This is a genomic window from Mesorhizobium sp. M0802, assembly GCF_040320115.1.
Lineage (GTDB): Bacteria > Pseudomonadota > Alphaproteobacteria > Rhizobiales > Rhizobiaceae > Mesorhizobium.
In genome coordinates this window covers 130,013-147,384 of record NZ_JAMYOY010000014.1, presented here as the reverse complement: position 1 = coordinate 147,384, position 17,372 = coordinate 130,013, and the positions used below count along the sequence as shown (strand labels likewise).

The 17,372-nt window shown below is 62.0% G+C and carries 26 protein-coding genes; 9 read left to right on the top strand and 17 right to left on the bottom strand.

All coding sequences use genetic code 11. From position 1 onward, the window contains the following. Positions 1-10 precede the first annotated feature (10 nt). From NKI10_RS20170 to NKI10_RS20155, 4 genes are all read right to left on the bottom strand, one after another. Positions 11-250 (bottom strand): DUF2934 domain-containing protein, encoded by a 240-nt coding sequence (locus NKI10_RS20170; protein WP_023740111.1) that lies wholly within the window; start codon positions 248-250, stop codon positions 11-13. Between the two features lie 92 nt (positions 251-342). Next, complete coding sequence (locus NKI10_RS20165) at positions 343-558, bottom strand: hypothetical protein (protein WP_023670360.1); 216 nt, start codon at positions 556-558, stop codon at positions 343-345. A 98-nt stretch (positions 559-656) separates the two neighbouring features. Further along, positions 657-986, bottom strand: a complete 330-nt coding sequence (locus NKI10_RS20160; RefSeq protein WP_023670359.1) for a DUF1236 domain-containing protein — start codon at positions 984-986, stop codon at positions 657-659. 342 nt (positions 987-1,328) lie between these two features. Next, positions 1,329-1,631 (bottom strand): hypothetical protein, encoded by a 303-nt coding sequence (locus NKI10_RS20155; RefSeq protein WP_352861615.1) that lies wholly within the window; start codon positions 1,629-1,631, stop codon positions 1,329-1,331. A gap of 160 nt (positions 1,632-1,791) precedes the next feature. Here NKI10_RS20155 and NKI10_RS20150 point away from each other — a divergent pair, with 160 nt between their 5' ends. Together NKI10_RS20150 and NKI10_RS20145 are read left to right on the top strand one after the other, a co-directional pair. Beyond that, entirely contained in the window at positions 1,792-2,121 is a 330-nt protein-coding gene (locus NKI10_RS20150; protein WP_352861613.1) for a hypothetical protein, read from the top strand. A gap of 140 nt (positions 2,122-2,261) precedes the next feature. Beyond that, on the top strand, positions 2,262-2,492 hold the full coding sequence (locus NKI10_RS20145) for a hypothetical protein (protein ID WP_023702926.1): 231 nt from the start codon (positions 2,262-2,264) through the stop codon (positions 2,490-2,492). Positions 2,493-2,512: 20 nt separating this feature from the next. On the opposite strand, the gene NKI10_RS20140 is transcribed toward NKI10_RS20145, so the two are convergent. The 3 genes from NKI10_RS20140 to NKI10_RS20130 form a co-directional block, all read right to left on the bottom strand. Continuing rightward, positions 2,513-2,734 (bottom strand): hypothetical protein, encoded by a 222-nt coding sequence (locus tag NKI10_RS20140; RefSeq protein WP_023670355.1) that lies wholly within the window; start codon positions 2,732-2,734, stop codon positions 2,513-2,515. A gap of 262 nt (positions 2,735-2,996) precedes the next feature. Beyond that, positions 2,997-3,404 (bottom strand): heme-copper oxidase family protein, encoded by a 408-nt coding sequence (locus NKI10_RS20135; RefSeq protein WP_023684822.1) that lies wholly within the window; start codon positions 3,402-3,404, stop codon positions 2,997-2,999. 154 nt (positions 3,405-3,558) lie between these two features. After that, a complete protein-coding gene (locus NKI10_RS20130) occupies positions 3,559-3,795 on the bottom strand; it encodes a hypothetical protein (RefSeq protein WP_023670353.1) in 237 nt (78 codons plus the stop codon). A 233-nt stretch (positions 3,796-4,028) separates the two neighbouring features. Here NKI10_RS20130 and dinB point away from each other — a divergent pair, with 233 nt between their 5' ends. The 4 genes from dinB to NKI10_RS20110 all read left to right on the top strand — a co-directional run bounded on the left by dinB (position 4,029) and on the right by NKI10_RS20110 (position 5,978). Then, on the top strand, positions 4,029-5,270 hold the full coding sequence (dinB, locus tag NKI10_RS20125) for a DNA polymerase IV (RefSeq protein ID WP_352861611.1): 1,242 nt from the start codon (positions 4,029-4,031) through the stop codon (positions 5,268-5,270). Between the two features lie 285 nt (positions 5,271-5,555). After that, positions 5,556-5,654 carry a hypothetical protein gene (locus NKI10_RS20120; RefSeq protein ID WP_023670351.1) on the top strand — a complete coding sequence of 33 codons (99 nt, stop codon included), beginning with the start codon at positions 5,556-5,558 and terminating at the stop codon, positions 5,652-5,654. A 59-nt stretch (positions 5,655-5,713) separates the two neighbouring features. Next, positions 5,714-5,812: a putative RiPP precursor gene (locus NKI10_RS20115; protein ID WP_352861609.1), complete on the top strand. Its 99-nt coding sequence runs from the start codon at positions 5,714-5,716 to the stop codon at positions 5,810-5,812. A gap of 73 nt (positions 5,813-5,885) precedes the next feature. Beyond that, positions 5,886-5,978: a hypothetical protein gene (locus NKI10_RS20110; protein WP_023689018.1), complete on the top strand. Its 93-nt coding sequence runs from the start codon at positions 5,886-5,888 to the stop codon at positions 5,976-5,978. Positions 5,979-6,068: 90 nt separating this feature from the next. Here the strand turns inward: NKI10_RS20110 and NKI10_RS20105 are convergent, their stop codons facing one another. From NKI10_RS20105 to minC, 8 genes are all read right to left on the bottom strand, one after another. After that, positions 6,069-7,244, bottom strand: coding sequence for a hypothetical protein (locus tag NKI10_RS20105; RefSeq protein WP_352861607.1), 1,176 nt, complete (start codon positions 7,242-7,244; stop codon positions 6,069-6,071). Positions 7,245-7,389: 145 nt separating this feature from the next. After that, positions 7,390-8,271, bottom strand: a complete 882-nt coding sequence (locus NKI10_RS20100) for an EamA family transporter (RefSeq protein WP_352861605.1) — start codon at positions 8,269-8,271, stop codon at positions 7,390-7,392. 164 nt (positions 8,272-8,435) lie between these two features. Next, the gene (locus NKI10_RS20095) at positions 8,436-9,017 is read right to left on the bottom strand and encodes a dihydrofolate reductase family protein (RefSeq protein WP_352805447.1); all 582 of its coding nucleotides are present in this window, start codon (positions 9,015-9,017) and stop codon (positions 8,436-8,438) included. 165 nt (positions 9,018-9,182) lie between these two features. Further along, complete coding sequence (locus NKI10_RS20090; RefSeq protein WP_352861603.1) at positions 9,183-9,719, bottom strand: SRPBCC family protein; 537 nt, start codon at positions 9,717-9,719, stop codon at positions 9,183-9,185. Then, positions 9,716-10,162 carry an ArsR/SmtB family transcription factor gene (locus NKI10_RS20085; protein WP_352861601.1) on the bottom strand — a complete coding sequence of 149 codons (447 nt, stop codon included), beginning with the start codon at positions 10,160-10,162 and terminating at the stop codon, positions 9,716-9,718. Before NKI10_RS20085 ends, NKI10_RS20090 begins: the two co-directional genes overlap by 4 nt. Positions 10,163-10,467: 305 nt before the next feature. Continuing rightward, positions 10,468-10,740, bottom strand: a complete 273-nt coding sequence (minE, locus tag NKI10_RS20080) for a cell division topological specificity factor MinE (protein ID WP_023684809.1) — start codon at positions 10,738-10,740, stop codon at positions 10,468-10,470. Further along, on the bottom strand, positions 10,737-11,552 hold the full coding sequence (gene minD / locus NKI10_RS20075; protein WP_023670342.1) for a septum site-determining protein MinD: 816 nt from the start codon (positions 11,550-11,552) through the stop codon (positions 10,737-10,739). Before minD ends, minE begins: the two co-directional genes overlap by 4 nt. 49 nt (positions 11,553-11,601) lie before the next feature. Further along, on the bottom strand, positions 11,602-12,432 hold the full coding sequence (minC, locus tag NKI10_RS20070; RefSeq protein WP_023695517.1) for a septum site-determining protein MinC: 831 nt from the start codon (positions 12,430-12,432) through the stop codon (positions 11,602-11,604). A 330-nt stretch (positions 12,433-12,762) separates the two neighbouring features. Here minC and NKI10_RS20065 point away from each other — a divergent pair, with 330 nt between their 5' ends. From NKI10_RS20065 to NKI10_RS20055, 3 genes are all read left to right on the top strand, one after another. Next, positions 12,763-13,020 carry a hypothetical protein gene (locus NKI10_RS20065; protein WP_352521048.1) on the top strand — a complete coding sequence of 86 codons (258 nt, stop codon included), beginning with the start codon at positions 12,763-12,765 and terminating at the stop codon, positions 13,018-13,020. A 170-nt stretch (positions 13,021-13,190) separates the two neighbouring features. Continuing rightward, positions 13,191-15,011, top strand: a complete 1,821-nt coding sequence (locus NKI10_RS20060; protein WP_352861599.1) for an ATP-dependent nuclease — start codon at positions 13,191-13,193, stop codon at positions 15,009-15,011. A gap of 74 nt (positions 15,012-15,085) precedes the next feature. Further along, positions 15,086-16,072 (top strand): GIY-YIG nuclease family protein, encoded by a 987-nt coding sequence (locus NKI10_RS20055; RefSeq protein WP_352861597.1) that lies wholly within the window; start codon positions 15,086-15,088, stop codon positions 16,070-16,072. Between the two features lie 187 nt (positions 16,073-16,259). On the opposite strand, the gene NKI10_RS20050 is transcribed toward NKI10_RS20055, so the two are convergent. Both NKI10_RS20050 and NKI10_RS20045 read right to left on the bottom strand, forming a co-directional pair. Then, on the bottom strand, positions 16,260-16,577 hold the full coding sequence (locus tag NKI10_RS20050; RefSeq protein ID WP_352861595.1) for a DUF2934 domain-containing protein: 318 nt from the start codon (positions 16,575-16,577) through the stop codon (positions 16,260-16,262). Positions 16,578-16,664: 87 nt separating this feature from the next. Beyond that, entirely contained in the window at positions 16,665-17,243 is a 579-nt protein-coding gene (locus tag NKI10_RS20045; RefSeq protein ID WP_352861593.1) for a BA14K family protein, read from the bottom strand. Positions 17,244-17,372: the final 129 nt, after the last annotated feature.

The following is a 17,372-nucleotide window of genomic DNA, read 5'->3' as shown; positions in this document are numbered from 1 at the left end:
CAACTTGGCCTTATTTCGATTTGGCTTTGCCGGACTTTGCGGCGGCAGGCTTCGCTGCCTTTGACTTGGCGGCTGCCTTGGCGGGCTTGGCGTCAGCTTTCTTCGCCGCCTTTTTTGGCTTGGCGACCGCGCCATCGACTTCAGCCGTGGCCTGCTCCCAGTGTTCCTGATGCGCGCCTTCAGGCCGGCCGGCCTTTTCCCAAATCTCGTGCGCGCGCTGGCGAATGCGGTCCTGTTTGTCGTCCGTCACTTAAGCCTCCGTGGTTGGGTCCGGTCGGTTGGTCCAGATTCCACGAAAACATTAGCCGAAAATTCGGCCGGCGTCTTGAGTGACGAGACATCTCAGCGCGGGTCGGAAATCACCGCAACGCCGAGCAGCGCCGCTTTCTTGACGATCAGCCCCGCTAGGTCGGCATCCGAACGATCGGTGCCGGTGCGCTCCCGCAGGAGCGCGATGGCTTCCTTCATCGATAACAGCGCCGTGTTGCGCTCGGCCAGCAACTTGTCGCAACACGCCGCAACATTGGCGGAGTTCGGGGTCTCGACATGCGGCAACATGGCAATTCTCCTTTCATCATGTTCGTCATTCGGCCCTGCCGCCCTTTTGGGAAGAACGACAGGGCCGTATCACCGATGAATGGTTAGGTTGTCGAGCGTTACTCGACCACCTCGACAATCCTGCGCGTGCTGGGGTCGACCAACACGGTATGGTTGTCGACGACGGCGTATCTGTACTGAACGTCGGGAACCTCCTGCAGCTCGACAGTGTCAGGCAAGGCAGTGCCGACATTCAATTCGACGCCGAGCAGATTGACCGAGGCAAGCGGATGTTTCTTTACGTACTGGTGCACGACCGTGCGCTGTTCCGGGGTGATGATCACCTGCTGCTGTGCCGGCTGCGTGACGATGACCTCGTCGGCGGCGGCAATGCCGATACCAGCGATCATGGCGAGCCCGGCGACGGCGGGAATAAGGATGGTTTTCATCTTCGTCTCCTGTCGTTGTTGGCGAGCTCCGCCGTGTTCCCGCATGAGGCGAAAACAGCGCAGATCGAGGTGGCGGGCTCCTGGAGGCAAACGCAGCCGGTACGGTCTTGTTCCGCAAGCGGAGACTAAATTGATCGGCTTCTCGGTCATGCCAGCAGAACCCGCACCCGCAAGATTCGCATTGAAGCACAATCCCTCAGGAGACCTTCGACGTGGACGATGCACGGCTCCAAATTCCGGTGGCGATCGCGGCCGGCGCCGGCATTGATCCGGTGACCGCGTCGCCCGGCCAAGACCGGAACCGACCGCCTTCGTGCCACGCCGTGAAGTTTCAAGCAAAGGTCATTGCTTCGGCGGCTGCGCAGGCGCCTCGCCAGGCTTGATCACCGGCGTCTTGCCCTGGTCCGGCGGCGGCTGCGTCATACCCTGGTCACCACTGGGCGGCGGCTGCAGCACGCCGCCGCAGGGACCGAGCGTGCTGGTCGATTCGCCACCGCCATTGGCGACCGGCGGCTTCTGAGCATCGTCCTGAGGCTGCGCCTGGCAAGGCGCGGCAGGGCCGTTCCGGTCGCCATTGTCCTGCGCAGCCGCCGGGTCGGCCAGCGCCAAGAGCAGCACGCATGGGATGAGGGGGAAAGTCTTCATGGTCCAGCTCCTCTGGATTCATCTCCTTGGCAAAGCAGACTAGTCCTTGGCAAAGCAGACTGGCGGCAATTGGTTCCACGGAGATGGAGTGGTTGCCGGAACCTGACAGCCGGAAGTGAGTTCCACCTTCTCCACGCAAAGCCGCCCGGAGGAGGCAATCATGGAAGAACGAAACAGAAAACCCAATGACGAGGTCGAGGCGCCACCGAGCAAAAACGATGCCCGCGACAGGATCGCCAATGACGAGGTGGAAGCGCCGACGCCGGGTCGGCAGGATTGGGATGCGCTGCGTGGCGCAACGGTCCTGCCCGACGGAGCAGATGAGGAAAGCCTGCCGGACACCACCGGTGTCGAGAAGGAAGGCGAATTGCCCGAGGAGGATGACGACAACCCCTACCAGGACAGTGACGATGCCTTGCCCGACGACGCCGAGGAAGCCGCCATTGGTCACGATCTGGCGAGGCGCGGCGGCCCGTTCGACGACGTGTAAGGCAGCGACCGCGGACTTCCGAGAGGTTTCCCGGGACGTCCACGCCGTCACCAGTTGGACCAAGGATGAGCTGAAGGCGATGCCGGAGCATCGCGATATTTCGAAGGATCCGGCTGGCCGGATCCTTCGTTTAAGGCGCCTTGGCGGTTTGGCTTAGCCCTTGTGGTCAAGGGCTGGACGGCGACAATCTCGGCACCTTCGACAGCCGAGAAGCAGCCGAGAAGCACGAACGCGAAGCCCAATATTTCAAGCGCCGTCGAGGCCGCTCGCCTGAAATCTTCAAAGTGCGCAAGAAATCCCCGCCGCGGGCGGTGCAGACACGCTCCGGCATCGCGGCGCTGCGAACCGGGCCATCGACCGCCGGCACTTGAGTGCCGACGGGCTCTGACCTTCAATTCGACCCGGGATCGCCGAGCGCCTCGGTGACGAAGGACGCCGCGATCAGGTCGTCGGCGTCGAGGCGTAGGGAGCCTTCGACACCTCCCATGATGGCTGCGACCTTCTGGAAGGTCTGCATCTCGTGTTCAGTAACGCTGGCGTCTCGCATCCTGGCTTTCAGATCGGCGATGCGTCGGCCCAGTGAGGCCGACGTTCCGATTTCTCTGTTCGACATGGTGGCCTGCTCCTCCCCCAACCCATGCTGTGGACGTACTCAAGGCTGTCTATATATAAGGCAGCGCGAATACAGTCGCCGCAACGCGCGATATCTGGGAAGGTTCCGGCGCCAAATAGTCACGAAATAATACGTGGTGGGACTCGGGTATGTTAAGCGCCCACGCGGCGGTAGACACCGCAAACCAGCGGCTGTCCATCGGGCTGGCCAACCCGCGTCGCGGGTCGCGAACGCGGGTCGGACTTGATCGCTGCGCGAACAGTCAGCGAGAAGCCGGCACCACGCCGGACACCGAGCGCGCCGTTTCGGGCGAAAACACCACGAAAGCAAAAACCAGAACGGCAGCGGCGACGATGAGCGAGCCGCCGGCGACGATCGGTTCAAGCGCCGGGTTTCCCTGCAGCATCACATACAGCGCCGGCAGCATGATCACCAAGCCGAGAGTGTAGAGCCCGTAGTGGATCATGGCGATGCGACGCGCCGCCTTTTGCGGATTGAGCGCGTAGTAGCCGCCGAAGATGGCGCTCGTCACCCAACCGAGCAGATTGATATGCGCGTGCGCCGGAAAAGCGGCGTGGTCACCCGAGATCGCCATCTGCAGGCCGGCCGCAATCCCCAACATCAGGAACAAGATGGCAGTTTTGAAAAAGAGTTCTGAAACCCTCGGCATGTCATTTCTCCCCCTATGCGGTCTTCGACCGCTTGCGACCTGGAGAATACACCCACGCGCAGAACTTTTCCACGCCCCGGTTATGGGGCCATGCCTGCACAGCTTTTTGCACGCTGTTCGACTTTTCTGGCTGCCACAACCCGGCGCCGCCGCGCTACGGCGTCAGCAAGATGTCGGCGCCCGCTCGCTCGTCGAACACCACCGCGCAGCCGCGCCCCAGCGCCACTGCCGACAGCGCGTTGGCCACCGTCTCGTCCGGCGATACGAAATCACCGGTCAGCACTCGCAACTCCTCCACCGCCCTGGCCATTGACACGCAGTGCCCGGCAACGCGATCGCTCGTGCAGGCGTCAATGACGCTGACGAGGTCGATCATCTCGAACTGGCCCATACCGGCCTCCACAAAAACAGCGTCCCGTCGCGGATATGAACGCCGAGGCGAGAGACAATGTTCCGCAGGTCCGATGCCCAGGCGGAGCACTCGACAGCCCGACCTGGAACGGGCCGGCCGGCGACAACCGCTTCGCTTGACAATAGGCCCTGTTTGTTCTCTATTTGTTCGGCAAAAACGCCTCTCACAACAGACGCGGCTAATGCTGCAACGCCGCAAAGGGAACGGTCGGGATGGAGCCCACCATCCTGCATGCGGATCTCGACGCCTTCTACGCCTCGGTCGAGCAGTTGCTCGACCCGGCGCTCAGGGGCAAGCCGATCGCCGTCGGCGGCGGCGTCGTGCTTGCCGCCTCCTACGAAGCCAGGGTTTTCGGCGTGCGCGGCGGCATGCCCGGACGAAGTGCGCGCGAGCTTTGCCCCGGACTGATTTTCGTCGGCGGCCATTTCGCCGACTATCAGCGGCTGGGCGACGCCGCCATCAAGGTGCTCGACGATTTCACGCCGCTGGTCGAGCGGATTTCCATCGATGAAGCCTTTGCCGACGTCGCCGGCTGCACGCATCTGTTCGGGCCGCCGGCCGAGATCGCCGCCACGGTGCGTCGGCGCGTCCGGGCAGAGCTCGGCCTGCCGATCTCGATCGGCGTGGCGCGCACCAAGCATCTGGCCAAGATCGCCTCGCAGGTGGCCAAGCCCGACGGCCTGGTGGTGGTCGATCCGGACACCGAACTTGCCTTCCTGCATGATCTGCCGGTCGGGCTGATGTGGGGCGTCGGCCCGGCGACCAGAGCGCGGCTGGCCGAGATCGGCATCGAGACCATCGGCCAGTTGGCAAAGACGCATAGCGGGGCGCTGCGAAGGTTACTCGGGCCCGCCGCCGGCGAAAAGCTGGCGTCGCTGGCATGGAACCGCGACCCGCGAAAGCTCGAAACCCACAGGCGGTCGCATTCCGCCGGCGCGCAGTCGGCGCTTGGCAGACGGCCGGCCGAGGCGCGTATCTTCGGACCCGTGCTGCTGCATCTGGCAGACCGGGTCGCAAGCCGGCTCAGGGCGAAATCACGGCCCGGGCGCACGGTGACGGTGCGCGTGCGTTTCGCCGATCTGCACGCTGTCACACGCTCGCTGACGCTCGATCAGCCGATTTCGGCAACCGCGATGCTGGCCGAAATCGCCGGGGAGCTGGTGCGCGGCGTGCTGGCCGCCAACCCTCGGGAGAAGACCATCTCGCTGCTGGCGATCTCGGTGTCGCAGCTGGAAGAAAGTGCCGAGCTGCAGTTGGAGCTGCCGCTCGGGCTTGCCGATGAAAAGCAGCGGCCCGGCAGCAGGCAAGGCCTGGCGCGCTTTGGCGCCGACCGCGCCATCGACAAGATCCGCCAGCGCTTTGGCAGAGAGGCTGTCGGCTATGGCGCCGTGGCGCTGGAAGCCCGGCGCTCGGTTCCCGACGCCTTCCGCGAACTGGCGGAGAAGGAACTGTGAGTGCGGCGCGACGGCAAGGCCAATGTTTAGGCTGGACCCCTCCGCGCTGCATTGCCGCTCTGTTTGAGCAGGCCGACCAACCAGGCCAGACCCGCCGCAGTTTCGGACATTTTTCGCACCGCAACCCGGCCACGCCATGCACGCCCAAGAACAACGCTTTGTCGATGAAGGTGGACTTGCAGTTAGCGCATCGGCGCCAAGAAAAACCGGGATGGGACAGCGAGGCCGCGAAGGTTGACAGTGCCGATCCGTCTGGCATTATCGCGTAAGCTTGGAGGATTCACTATGAAGAAAACCTATTCGAAGCCTGTTCTGGTCAAAAAAGGCAAGCTTTCGCAGGTTACGGCGCTCGCCAATGGAGCGGGTTCCGGCCCGATCGAGTGAAGTCGTTGAGTCGGACTGTCGCCTGATCTGGCGGCCTCGCCTGACACTGGAGATGCGGCATGAAGAAGACCTATTCGAAGCTGGTGCTGGTCAAGAAAAGCAAGCTCTCGCAGGTTACAGCCGATAATGGTAACGGCTCCGGGCCGGTCGCCGTCTAGCAGCCGATTATCCGACGCCTCGTGCCGTCTGGCCGGGAACAGGGCTTTGGGTGCCCGACGTGGAGAGTGGAAAATGAGGAAGACCTATTCCAAGCCAGTGCTGGTAAAAAAGGGCAAGCTCTCGCAGATCACCGCGAACGGCGCTTCTGCTCCTATTCCGGGCTAAACTCGTTCCCCGGTAGATCGAGATCCTCCTGGCAGAGTCGGGCGGCTTGATCGTTTCCGGAGCATGATCTCCCGCAGGCGGCGGGACCGTTCAGCGCACAACCACCAGATCGTCGAGCACTAGCTGCCAATAGTGGCTCGTGGAGAGGCGTACGCGCGTCACCGCCGCCAGCATCGGCGCATAGTGGACGGGCGCCAGTGCCGACAGGACGATCGTGTCGCTGGCGATCAGCCGGTCGCCAAGCCAGCTCTCGACCAGTGCGGTTTCGCCTTCGGACTTCAACCATGCCGCCGTCAGCATCACGGAATGGAACCCGAACGGTTTGTCGCTCGAGAATTCGGCCGGGTGTCCGCTGCTCGTATAGCAGACATGGTCTCCCGAGATATTGCCGTTGACGTAGCCTTCGCTGCCTTCGGTATGATCGCGCGCCAGTGCGTTCAGGTTGAACCAGGTCAACCCGGCATAACCGGACGGCACCTTGCGCAGGCCGCGCGTCGTGACATCGTCGAAACCGATGGCCTGCAAGGACGCGGCGCTGTCGACAGCCGCGTTCTCGGGCGACAGCAGGCCGAGCTCGGTCGGGTAGGCCGACAAGGCCAGTCGTCGTTCCATGCCACCGCCGGTGATTTCGATCGCGTCGGCGTCATCGGGCAGATCGAGACGGAAGCCAGCGCCAGCACTTAGCGGATGCACCGCCACCTCTTGCCCTTTCGCCATCACCGAGATGCTCGTCGAAACACCGTCCGCTACGCGGCCGCTGAGCCGGCGTATCGCAAACAGGCCGACCGGCTGCAGCATTGCGTCCGACACCAGCCCGGTGGGCGAGCCTGGCAGCGGCCGGAGGTGCTGCGACTGTACTTCGTTGGCGCTGCTCGAGCGCCAGCCGGGCGGCAGAGACACGGTGAAGCGGTAGCTGCCCGGCACATGGATGAGCGCGGCCCGACGTTTCGTCGACGCCAGGAAATTGGCAAAGCCGCCGCGATTGCTCCGCGCCGCGGCGACGAAGCGGCCGTCGCCATCATGCAGTCTGACCATGATGCCGGCCATCGGGCGGTCGCCGAGCCCGTAGCGGCCGTCGCGATCGGCATCGAAATAGACAAAGGTCGAATGATTGAGCTTGCCGTGGTTGCCCGACCAGTCCCGGCGCACGGCGTAGTCGTTGGCCGGATCTTCACGAAGCCGGGCTCTGCGACGCGACCGCGCCAGCCGCCAGGCCAAAGCCGCAACGACAGCGGCGAGCCCGACAAGGAGTATTGCCTTGATCACGGACGGCTCAAGCAATGCTGTCGGCCCTGCTCATCTGGATCTCCTGCGCATACATCGATCCATATATCGATGCTGCAGGCGCTTGAGCAACCGGACACGGGACCGGCGGACCACGGCATCGGCGTCACATACCCATTTCAGGCAACTATTCCGGCGATGGCACCGGCGGCTTCGTGGTCAGCGCGGCGCCGAAGGCGGCGACGACCACGGCGGCGATGCCCGCGCATTGCAGCGGGCTCAGGGTCTCGTGCAGGAACAGGAAGCCGGCCAGCGCGCCCAGCGCCGGCTCCAGACAAGTCAGCGTGCCGTAGAGCCTGGCCGGCATCCGGGTCAGCGCCACCATCTCCAGCCAGAACGGCAAGGCGCTGGAGAACAGCCCGACCAGCAGCGCGCTGACCAGGATCGCGGGTGCGATCAGGCCGGTACCCGCCTCGGCGAGGCCGAACGGCAGGGCGACGGCAGCGGCTATGACCAGCCCGTAAGCCGTGGTCTGGCTGCCAAGCTCGGCGCCCGCCTTTTGCGCAAAGACGATGTAGAGCGCCCAGCAGCAGCCGGCGGCCAGCGCCAGCATGACGCCGATCGGATCAAGCGCGCTGCTAGAATGGATCAAGGGCGACAACAGCAATATGCCGGCAACGGCCAGCACCACCCAGACGAAGTCGGTGGCGCGCCGCGACGGCAGCGTCGCCACGAGCAGCGGGCCGGAGAATTCGAGCGCCACCGCGACGCCGAGCGGGATTCTGGCGAGCGCTGCATAAAACAGCAGGTTCAGCGCCGCGAGGTTGACGCCATAGGCGATGAGCCAGGGCAGCACGGCGCGCGACGGCCGCACCCGCCACGGCCTCAGCACCGCCGCCAGCATCAGCGCGCCCAAGGCCAGCCGCAGCGCCGTGGTGCCGTTGGCGCCGATCAGCGGAAACAGGCTCTTGGCGAAGGTGGCGCCGATCTGGATCGACACCATGGCGCCAAGCAACGCGCCGATCGGCAAGGCCTTCGCTTCAGCTGCGGCAATCGACGTCGACGTCAATTCCAGTCCCTCCCCACGCGACCAGCAGGCCGTAGCGCAGGCTGGAGATAGGGATAAAGGGCCTGGCTGTCGTGTGGCACGAGCGGGCTGTTGATAGGGCAAGGGTGGGAGGCGAACGCCGACGCATTTCCTCTCCCCCGTCGATCGGGGGAGAGGAAAAGAAGCTAGCTCGCCAGCCCATACACCAGGCTCACACGTCCATCCGAAAGCGCCTCGGCCTTGCGCAGTTCCAGTCCGTGCCGGGCGTGCACCATGCCGAACAGCGCCTTGCCGTCGCCGGCGAGCAGCGGATAGACGATCAGCCGCATTTCATCGACCAGGCCGGCTTCGATCAGGCTGGCGGTGATGCGGGCGCCGCCCATGAGGTAGATGTTCTTGCCGGGCTCGCGCTTCAGTGCCGCGACGTCGTCGAGGCGGCGCAGGAAGCGCGTCGAGGCCCAGGCTGACGTCGTCATGGTGTTCGACAGCACATAGTGCGGGGTTTTCGCGGCAAAGCGCGCCCATTCGAGTTCGGCCGGGTCGACCAGTCTGCCGGTCATCGGCAATGGCTGGTCCGGCTCGTTCTGTTGGATCGCGCTCCAGTAGCGCTCATAACCGGCATACATGACGCCGCCGAGCAGGCAGGCGTCGATCTCAGGCATCAGGCCGTATTCCTCCGACCAGTTGTCGACCCAGTCGGCGAAGCCTTCGGGGCCTTCGATCTTGCCGTCGATGGAGATCTTCATTCCGGTGATCAATTTACGCATGACTTCCTCCTTCGGGCTTGCGGGATGCAAGCACGTTGCCTGGTTTCACTTCCGATGACGCGCCGCGGTGTCTGGCGAAGGCGCGTGTTTCGCCGGCCCTTGCGCCGGCATCCGGCGCAAGGGATCGATGGTGCCCGGTTGGACCGGGCGATGCGTCAGGTCAGGTCAGGCCGGCAGGCGCCGGTCGTAGTCCGCCACGAGACGGCTAAAGCTGTCCCAGAACGGTTCGGGTTTCTCGGCCGCCACGCAGGCAACCAGGAGGTCGAGATGCACGTGCCACCCTGCGGCATGCATCATCAGGCTCGAGCGGTCCGGCAGGCGGCGGTGGACCAGGGTGAGCAGAACGTCGTCGCCGCGCTGCGCCAATTCGAAGGTGACATTGCCGCTGCCGTTCCAGGTGATGGTGAGCTTGCGCGGCGGATCGCACTCGACGATCTGGTTGTGCATCCGCTGCTCGCCGCCACTGAAGCTGGCCGGCCTGTCGCCGGGCGGGTCGGTCAGTTCGTCATTGCGCCAGACCAGATCGAAGGAAGAGCCTTCCTCCATCTGCATGTCGCCGGCCGCCAGCCATTGGCGGCGCAGATCGCTCTGCGTCAGATATTCCCAGACGCGCTCCCTGGTGCCGGGCAAAAGCCGTTCGATCCTCAACGTGGCCGGCTGGATCAGCTGGGCGTAGCCGTCGAAGCTGTTCATCTGGTTCATCGGTCGTCTCCCTCGGATGATGTTGGCCTGGATGTGTCTGGCTTGGGTGATTCCGGCTTGGATGGTTCTGGATTTGCCGGTGCCGGCGTTGACGGCGTTGTCGACGTTTTGCGCCCCGCCTCCTCGCGCAAAAGCTGTTCGAGGACATCGAGGCGGCTGTTCCAGAAACGCGCGTATTGGCCGAGCCACTGATAGGCGGTGGCCAGCGGGCGGGCCTCGAGGCGGCAGACATGGGTGCGCCCGCGCACTTCGCGCCGGATCAGCCCGGCATGCTCCAGCGCCTTGATGTGCTTGGAGGCGGCGGCCAGCGACATGGCAAAGGGTTGAGCCAGCTCGCTCACCGTACGCTCGCCGCCGGCGAGGTGGTTAAGCATGTTCCGGCGCGTGGCGTCGCCGAGGGCGTGAAAAACCTGGTCCATCTGGGGCGCCTCTAATTCAACCATGTAGTTGAATATAGAGGCGAGATTTTAGATAGTCAACTAGTTGGTTGAATGTTTTTTGGGGAGAGGCGCTGGCCCCCTACCTCCCCCTTGTGGGGAGGTCGGACCGTAGGTCCGGGCGGGGGTACTAGCGCTGACCGTGGGGGATGTGGATTTCCTCTTCCCTCACGAAGTCTGGGAGAGGAACCCAAGATGGCGGAGGTCCGCGCAGACCCCCACCCCGATCCGCTTTGCGGATCGACTTGCCGGGGCGAGCCACGGGTCTCGCCCGTCCTTCGGACCCCCACAAGGGGGAGGGTAAAGTGCCCTCACCCCGCCATGGCCAGCGGCACCGCGCTCTTGTTGGGGATCTGGATGTCGATCTCCAGCGTCGACATGGTCTCGCCGCGGTCCATCGAGACCTGGAGATAATCCTGGTCGATCTGCACATGCTTGGCGATCACCGCCATGATCTCCTCGCGCAGGATGGAGACGAGATCGGGCTGGCTGCGGTTGCGGCGCTCATAGGCGAGAAGCACTTGCAGCCGTTCGCGCGCCACCGGCGCGCTGGTGCGCCGCTTGAAGATGTCGAGCAGGTTCATGCCGCCCTCCTTCCCAAAAGACGATCGAGGAAGCCCTTGCGTTCGAAGGGCACGATGACCGGCAGCTGTTCGCCCTCGAGGCGCTTGGCCGCGTCGATGTAAGCCTTGGCAGCGGCGTTCAGCGGCTCCGACAGCGTCACCGGCGAACCGAGGTTGGAGGCGCGCAGCACATCCTGGCTCTCGGGGATAATGCCGAGCAGCGGCACCGACAGGATCTCCAGCACATCGTCGATCGACAGCATTTCGCCCCGCGCGGCGCGTCCCGCATCATAGCGCGTGACCAGCACATGCTTGGCGATCTGCTCGCCCTCCTCGGCTCGCAAGGTGCGGGAATCGAGCAGGCCGATGATGCGGTCGGAATCGCGCACCGACGACACTTCCGGATTGGTGACGATGACCGCCTCGTCGGCAAAGCGCATGGCGAGCTGCGCGCCGCGCTCGATGCCGGCCGGGCTGTCGCAGAAGACGTAGTCGAACACCGAGCGCAGCTTGCCGATGACCTCGGCGACGCCCTCCTCGGTCAGCGCATCCTTGTCGCGCGTCTGCGAGGCCGGCAGCAGGAACAGCGTCTCGACCCGCTTGTCGCGGATCAGCGCCTGCGACAGCTTTGCCGAGCCCTGGATGACGTTGACGAGGTCGAACACCACGCGGCGTTCGGCGCCCATGATCAAATCGAGGTTGCGCAGGCCAACATCGAAATCCACCAGCGCCACCTTCTTGCCGGTCTTGGCGACCGCCGCCCCCAGAGCCGCGGTAGAGGTCGTCTTGCCGACGCCCCCCTTGCCCGAGGTGACCACCACTACCTTGCCCATCAATAAAGCCTCCGTTGTTGTTCGTTATGTCGTTGTCGGGCGAGACGCATTAGCTGAAAGGGGCGATGCGCAGCATGCCGTTTTCGAGAAATGCCTGCACAGGCTTGCCCCGGACTGACGGGTCCATCTCCTCGGCCGTGCAATACCAGCCATCGACCGAGAGAAGTTCGGCTTCGTTCCTGCGGCAGAAGACACGCGCCGCCGTGTTCCCTTGAGCGCCTGCCGAAGCGCGGCCGCGCAGCGTGCCATAGACGTGGATGGAACCGGTGGCGACGATCTCGGAGCCGGACGCGACGGAGCCCAGCACGATGACATCGCCATGCGGATGGAAGATCAGCTGCCCTGAACGGATCGGCGAGCGGATCATCAGCGTGCCAGCGTCGGGTGCGGCAATTTTGGCGTCTTTCGGCTGTGCCTTGGCATCGCTCGCCGGTTTCAAATCGCCCGCCTTCAAATCGCCGGCCTCTGCCTTGATGTCACCGGCCGCCTTCATGTCGCTTACCGCAGTGTCCTCCTCCGCCCTGCCCGCCTTGCGGCTCGGCTGCAGCAGCCCGTCGGTGGTCGCCTCCTTGGCGCCGACCAGCACCGGCGGCAGATGCGTGCCAAGCTCGGCGCCACCATCGAGTTCCATGGCATAGATGCGGATTCCGCGCTGGCCGAGCAGATCGACCAGCGCTTCGATGGCCACGACATCGGGCTTGAGCACGTTCAGGTCGAGCACCACCGGGCGCCCCGCAAAATATCCCGGCGAATTGCCGACCCAGCGATCGAGGCTCTCCAGCCAAACGTCCAAAGGCGCCTCCGGCGTCAGCGTGAATGCGACGAAGGAGCGGGCGCGAAAGCGAATGGATTTGGCCTCGAGGGGAGCGGCAAAGGTCACAGCGGGCGATTCCTTACTGAGAGGTAAACGCTAGCCGTGGTATGGTTAATGAAAGGTTAACGGGAGGGGGTATTCGCGAGCAGAGGGGGCGCCTTTCTTGACAGCCCGGGCCAGGCATCCTGCCACCCTTGCAAGAGCACGAATCGACGCGATCATTCGCCGGCCGCCGGCAAGGCAAGCTGCAATCGTAACGACCGCAACGCAGCAAGTGTCGGCGCAGATTGTTGAAAATAATCATGTATTGCCGAGCGTTGAATACTTGCGCGCCGCCATGCGCCGCGTAATGTCGGCATGGGATGGGTTTAATGGGGGAATAATGAAACGTAGTTTTTGACACTATCGCTGCTGGCTGGCCTCGCAGGGTGTGCCACGCCGCCCGACAAGATTGCAGGCGTTCCGAATTCCGGCCCCTGCACGCCAGCCGAGAGACAACGCCTTGCTGTCATTTCAAACCAGCAGAACAAGTCAGCATCCGGTGATGCGCTTGGTGTCTTCCTGATCGGCGTGCCGATTGCATCCATGTCGGGTGGCGACCACGAGGCCGAGATAGCGATTCTCAAGGGATGCTGCGGGCCGCCTAAGACTTAGACACCGCCGACCACGGCATTTTAACAGCCGGGTCTGCTAGCTGGTAATGCGTCCCCATATCGATATGCTCGGTTTATGCGTTGGAATGTCTCAGGAAGCATCCCGTTAAACTGGCACCATACTGGCAGCAATTAATCATAACAACACTCTGAAATTCGGAAATAGCTCTAATGAGAGTATCTAGGATCAGAATAAAGGGCTTTCAGTCGTTTGAAGACACAGGGGATATATCCTTCACTGATGGAATTAATATCATAATAGGGCAAAATAATTCTGGGAAAAGCGCCCTACTTCGCGCACTGCTGCCTTCTATTCCCGACGACAGACATCGCACACCGGATAAATGGGAGGCATTTCGACTAAAGCGACCCGAGATAGAATTCACTCTGGAAATTAGCGGGGCTGAGATACGAGATTGGATTCTAATATCTGGATCCACTCAATATTTTCCATTGCAAACCCTGCCTGATCTTGATCAGGAGGCATATTTACAACAGCTATTCAATATTGATGAAATGCGTATTGACGTAAAAAGAAATGAAAACACAGAATTCTATTCTTCTTACCCATCCCACAATTTATTTTATTACGGCGATGGAACACCACAAACTTGTGCATCCGCGACACCAACAAACGGCGAAATAACATTTGGTATACAAAGCTCTGGAAATGACACTTTGCCTAACTTGCTTTTTGCAGCATGGCAACGCGAAATGTTCTATTTTGCGGCTGAGCGCCTAACGATCGGTGAGGCGGCATTTGGTTATGCAGGACGCCTCCAATCAAACGCGGGCAATTTGCCGAATGTGCTTCATACTTTGAACAGTGAACGAGGCGACATTTTTCGGCAACTGGTGGATCATCTTCGAGAAGTGTTCCCCACAGTCGCCAATCTCAGTATCAGAACGCGACCAGAGAACAACCAATTAGAAGTCCGGGTCTGGCCGACTGAGGTAATGGAACGAGTTGAACTTAGCTTTCCGCTCAACTCAAGCGGAACAGGCGTATCTCAGGTTATCGCGCTTCTCACTGCGATAATGACGATCGATAAGGCCGTGATTATAATCGACGAGATCAACAGCTTTTTGCACCCCGCAGCGGTTAAGGCGCTGCTCCGAATTTTGCAGACGCGATATGCTCATAATCAATACATAATTTCTACACACGCCCCTGAGGTGATCGGCTTCAGTAACCCCACGACAATTCATCTCGTCAAGCGCGCCGGATACGAATCCTCAGTCGAGCGACTGAACCTCGATGAGGTTGGGAAGTTTCGTGAGGTAGCCGAGCACTTAGGTGTCTCAATGGCAGACGTGTTCGCGGCCGAACGTGTGGTGTGGGTGGAAGGTCCGACGGAGGAGCTGTGTTTCCCTTATCTGTATCAACAGCTGGTTGGACCGCTGCCGCGCGGAACTATTATCACGTCGGTTGCGGCAACGGGTGACTTCAACACGAACAGGCGCGATCCGGCAATCGTGTATGAGGTTTACAGCCGCTTGAGCTCCGCCGCTGCTACGCTGGTTGTGTCGGTTGCTTTCAGCTTCGACACAGAGAAGCTGACCGATGCAGAAAAAACGGAAATGAAGCGGAAGGCCGGCGGCTTGCTGCATTTCTTGCCTAGGCGCCACCTGGAATGCTTCTTTATCGACCCCGCAGCAATTGCGGCCTTTGTCATAAGCAAGGATCCCGGGTCTGTTGCAACCGTTACGCCAGATACGGTCGAAGCAACTTTGAAGGCCGCGGCTGTCAAGCGCCCGCTTCTTGTTCCGGAATGGAGTGACGACATAAGGAACGTGGAGTGGCTTACCCACGTCGACGCGGCCAATCTTATCGCCAGTGTGTGCGGAACCCTCTCCGAGCACCGCGCGCCTTTCGCCAAGAAGAATGACTCTCTATTTCTGCTGAAGCACATACTTGAACATAACCCTGAGCAGCTGACGCCACTGCGGGACTATGTACAGAGCCTTGTTGCAGCGGTAGCAGCAACCTGAAACATAAATCACTATGAAAACTTGCCATTTTCGATCAGGTGTCGTTGCCAACAAGGTGAATGCTGGGGTGGGTGATGAGTGAAGTGGCTGCGGAACTTCCTGAAGATCGACAGGTGTGGCTTCGTGCTTTTTACGGCTTCAGCCCTGAAGAAGCAGGCTATCTTGGCTTTACGTATGAGCCTCAGCGCGAAACCATGCTCGAACGGATGAGGGATGGCGATCTGGTCCTGATCTATGGGGCGGTAGACCATCTGACGGATACATCGCTGAAGCGTCAGGCTTTGGGCTTTCTGGAGGTCACAGGGGAGCGCTGCTCCGATCGGGAACGCTCTGCCCCGCCGGCTATCGATTGGAAGGAGGAACATGGCTTCCTAGACAGATGGACTTTCGGCGTGAAGGTTCGGCGCGTATGGCGGGTGAGGAACCGCGTCCGTATTAACACAATCGCACCCGAAGCATACGCGAATGAGAATCGATTCGAGCGAACAACTCGCGCAATTTTGCTGACGCCTGAAGAGCGCGAACGCGCGCTGAGCCATCCTGTCTTTCAGGTCAACGTATACGGCGAGCCATCAATCTCCGAAGCTGAATTGGCCAAAGGGGTGATGGGCGAACTGCTCAAGCCTTCGCGCGGTTTCCCTCCCAGCCTTGGCACCCGGACGGCAACCCATGAGGACGGCGAAAACAACCTGTATCTAATGATGCTTGAAGGTGGCGCCGAGGCGCTACTCGGCCGAACAGGATCTCATGTCGGCAAGGCTTTGGTAAAGGTCGGACGTTCGAACGACCCTAAGCGGCGGCTTAAGGAGGTTAATGGGGGATTCCCGGAAAATGGAACATGCCGCTGGAAGCTCGTGAATAGTCAGGCCTTTCCGGATGTCTCTACCGCCCATCGCCACGAGGACGAACTGAAGGACCTGTTTAAAGTCCGTTTTAGCTCTCAAGGCGGGGAATTCTTTACAGCGGATAAGCGCGAAATCGAAAACGAATTTATGAGATTTTGCGTATCAAAGATGCCAGCGATAAAGAGCGCGCCTGGAAAGGCCAAGGGCATAAATTAGGCACCAGTTCGAATAGGAGGCCCCGCGCTTAGCGAACGAGTCCCTCAACGTCCATCGTGCAGTTTGGCCGATATCTTGGACACATTCGTCGATGTAGCGCCTCTCGACCGAATCGCCGCACACCAGCCGGATCAGCTTGATCTTCCAAGTGCCCTCGTTCTTTGAAATGAAGCGATAGACCATACCGTCACGACTTCGCCTGGCGTTTCCCCTTGATCCCCCTCGCCGCCTGCTCCACCGCCGCCCTGTTCGTACCAAGCCGGTCAATCAGCTCCTGTGCCTCGTCGCCCGATATGCCGGTGCGCACGGCGAGTTCCTCGACGGTCAGGACGTCGGTGCTGGCGATCTCGCGCGGCAGGGCGTCGTCGGCGGTCAGCGGCAGAGCGGCTTCGCGGTCGATTTCGGCCTCGGCCCGGTGCCAGTGGTGCTCGGGGTCGCCAGTGCCTTCGCGCTCCCAGATCTGGTAGGCGCGCTGCTGTATCTTGTGATGGCGGTCGTCTTCCATGGTGGTTCCTCCCCTGGGCTTCGAGGACGATCCGAACGACCCCAGAAATCGCGCGGTCGCAATCGTTCGCGGCGCCCTTCGCGCTGGCTATTCGCATTGCCGTCTCGGCCCGCCGGAATATGGCTGGTAGCTGTTGTCTTCCGGACGGTAGGAGCGATAGCGGCTGAAGCAGGAGGCGACATGGTCCGGTTCGCCGCCGGCGGCCGCGTAGGCGCCCGCGCCCTCGACATAGCTTGCCTCTCGCGGCGCGGCGAGATAGGGCGATACGCAGGTGCGCTGCTGTCCGCTATAGGACATGTAGCTGTTGTCCTCGGGATCGTAGGAGCGGTAGCGGGTGGCGCACCAGGCGAGATGCGGCGGCGGCAGTTCGGTCCGCGCGATGGCGCCGGTGACGGTGGGATCGGGCTGCTGCCTGGCCGGGTCCTGGGCTGGCTCCTTGGCGGCGATGTCGGCAGGCGCGGACTGCTCGGGCGGCACACGTTCGAAGTCCTGCGCCGTCTTGTCCACCGGCCGCGCTTTCCGGGTCCACAGTTCCGCCACGCTGACGGTCGGCCTTGCCTCCCGCGCTGGCTTGGCGGCAAGCAGCCAGGCTGCGAAAACCAGCCCGCTGCCGAACACCGCAAGGGTCAGCACGAAGCCGCCGACCAGTCCCAAAATCGCTTTCACTCGACACTCCTTGTGTCCCTGCCAATAAAATGCGGGACATCACGGCTTGTTCCAGAAAAGCAGGCGCGAGGGACCTAAGTCTGACCGACCGACAACCGGCAGCTCGCCGAGAACCGGGTGCGGCGCGAT

Excerpts from the sequence above, each read along its gene's own strand:
- NKI10_RS20090 (WP_352861603.1), bottom strand. The coding sequence starts at position 9,719 with ATGAACCAGATGAACAGCTTCGACGGCTACGCCCAGCTGATCCAGCCG.
- NKI10_RS20050 (WP_352861595.1), bottom strand. The coding sequence starts at position 16,577 with ATGGAAGACGACCGCCATCACAAGATACAGCAGCGCGCCTACCAGATC.
- NKI10_RS20120 (WP_023670351.1), top strand. The coding sequence starts at position 5,556 with ATGAAGAAAACCTATTCGAAGCCTGTTCTGGTCAAAAAAGGCAAGCTT.
- NKI10_RS20085 (WP_352861601.1), bottom strand. The coding sequence starts at position 10,162 with ATGGTTGAATTAGAGGCGCCCCAGATGGACCAGGTTTTTCACGCCCTC.
- NKI10_RS20055 (WP_352861597.1), top strand. The coding sequence starts at position 15,086 with ATGAGTGAAGTGGCTGCGGAACTTCCTGAAGATCGACAGGTGTGGCTT.
- NKI10_RS20095 (WP_352805447.1), bottom strand. The coding sequence starts at position 9,017 with ATGCGTAAATTGATCACCGGAATGAAGATCTCCATCGACGGCAAGATC.
- NKI10_RS20140 (WP_023670355.1), bottom strand. The coding sequence starts at position 2,734 with ATGTCGAACAGAGAAATCGGAACGTCGGCCTCACTGGGCCGACGCATC.
- dinB (WP_352861611.1), top strand. The coding sequence starts at position 4,029 with ATGGAGCCCACCATCCTGCATGCGGATCTCGACGCCTTCTACGCCTCG.
- minD (WP_023670342.1), bottom strand. The coding sequence starts at position 11,552 with ATGGGCAAGGTAGTGGTGGTCACCTCGGGCAAGGGGGGCGTCGGCAAG.
- NKI10_RS20165 (WP_023670360.1), bottom strand. The coding sequence starts at position 558 with ATGTTGCCGCATGTCGAGACCCCGAACTCCGCCAATGTTGCGGCGTGT.
- NKI10_RS20115 (WP_352861609.1), top strand. The coding sequence starts at position 5,714 with ATGAAGAAGACCTATTCGAAGCTGGTGCTGGTCAAGAAAAGCAAGCTC.
- NKI10_RS20155 (WP_352861615.1), bottom strand. The coding sequence starts at position 1,631 with ATGAAGACTTTCCCCCTCATCCCATGCGTGCTGCTCTTGGCGCTGGCC.
- NKI10_RS20110 (WP_023689018.1), top strand. The coding sequence starts at position 5,886 with ATGAGGAAGACCTATTCCAAGCCAGTGCTGGTAAAAAAGGGCAAGCTC.
- NKI10_RS20160 (WP_023670359.1), bottom strand. The coding sequence starts at position 986 with ATGAAAACCATCCTTATTCCCGCCGTCGCCGGGCTCGCCATGATCGCT.
- minE (WP_023684809.1), bottom strand. The coding sequence starts at position 10,740 with ATGAACCTGCTCGACATCTTCAAGCGGCGCACCAGCGCGCCGGTGGCG.
- NKI10_RS20150 (WP_352861613.1), top strand. The coding sequence starts at position 1,792 with ATGGAAGAACGAAACAGAAAACCCAATGACGAGGTCGAGGCGCCACCG.
- NKI10_RS20130 (WP_023670353.1), bottom strand. The coding sequence starts at position 3,795 with ATGGGCCAGTTCGAGATGATCGACCTCGTCAGCGTCATTGACGCCTGC.
- NKI10_RS20060 (WP_352861599.1), top strand. The coding sequence starts at position 13,191 with ATGAGAGTATCTAGGATCAGAATAAAGGGCTTTCAGTCGTTTGAAGAC.
- NKI10_RS20135 (WP_023684822.1), bottom strand. The coding sequence starts at position 3,404 with ATGCCGAGGGTTTCAGAACTCTTTTTCAAAACTGCCATCTTGTTCCTG.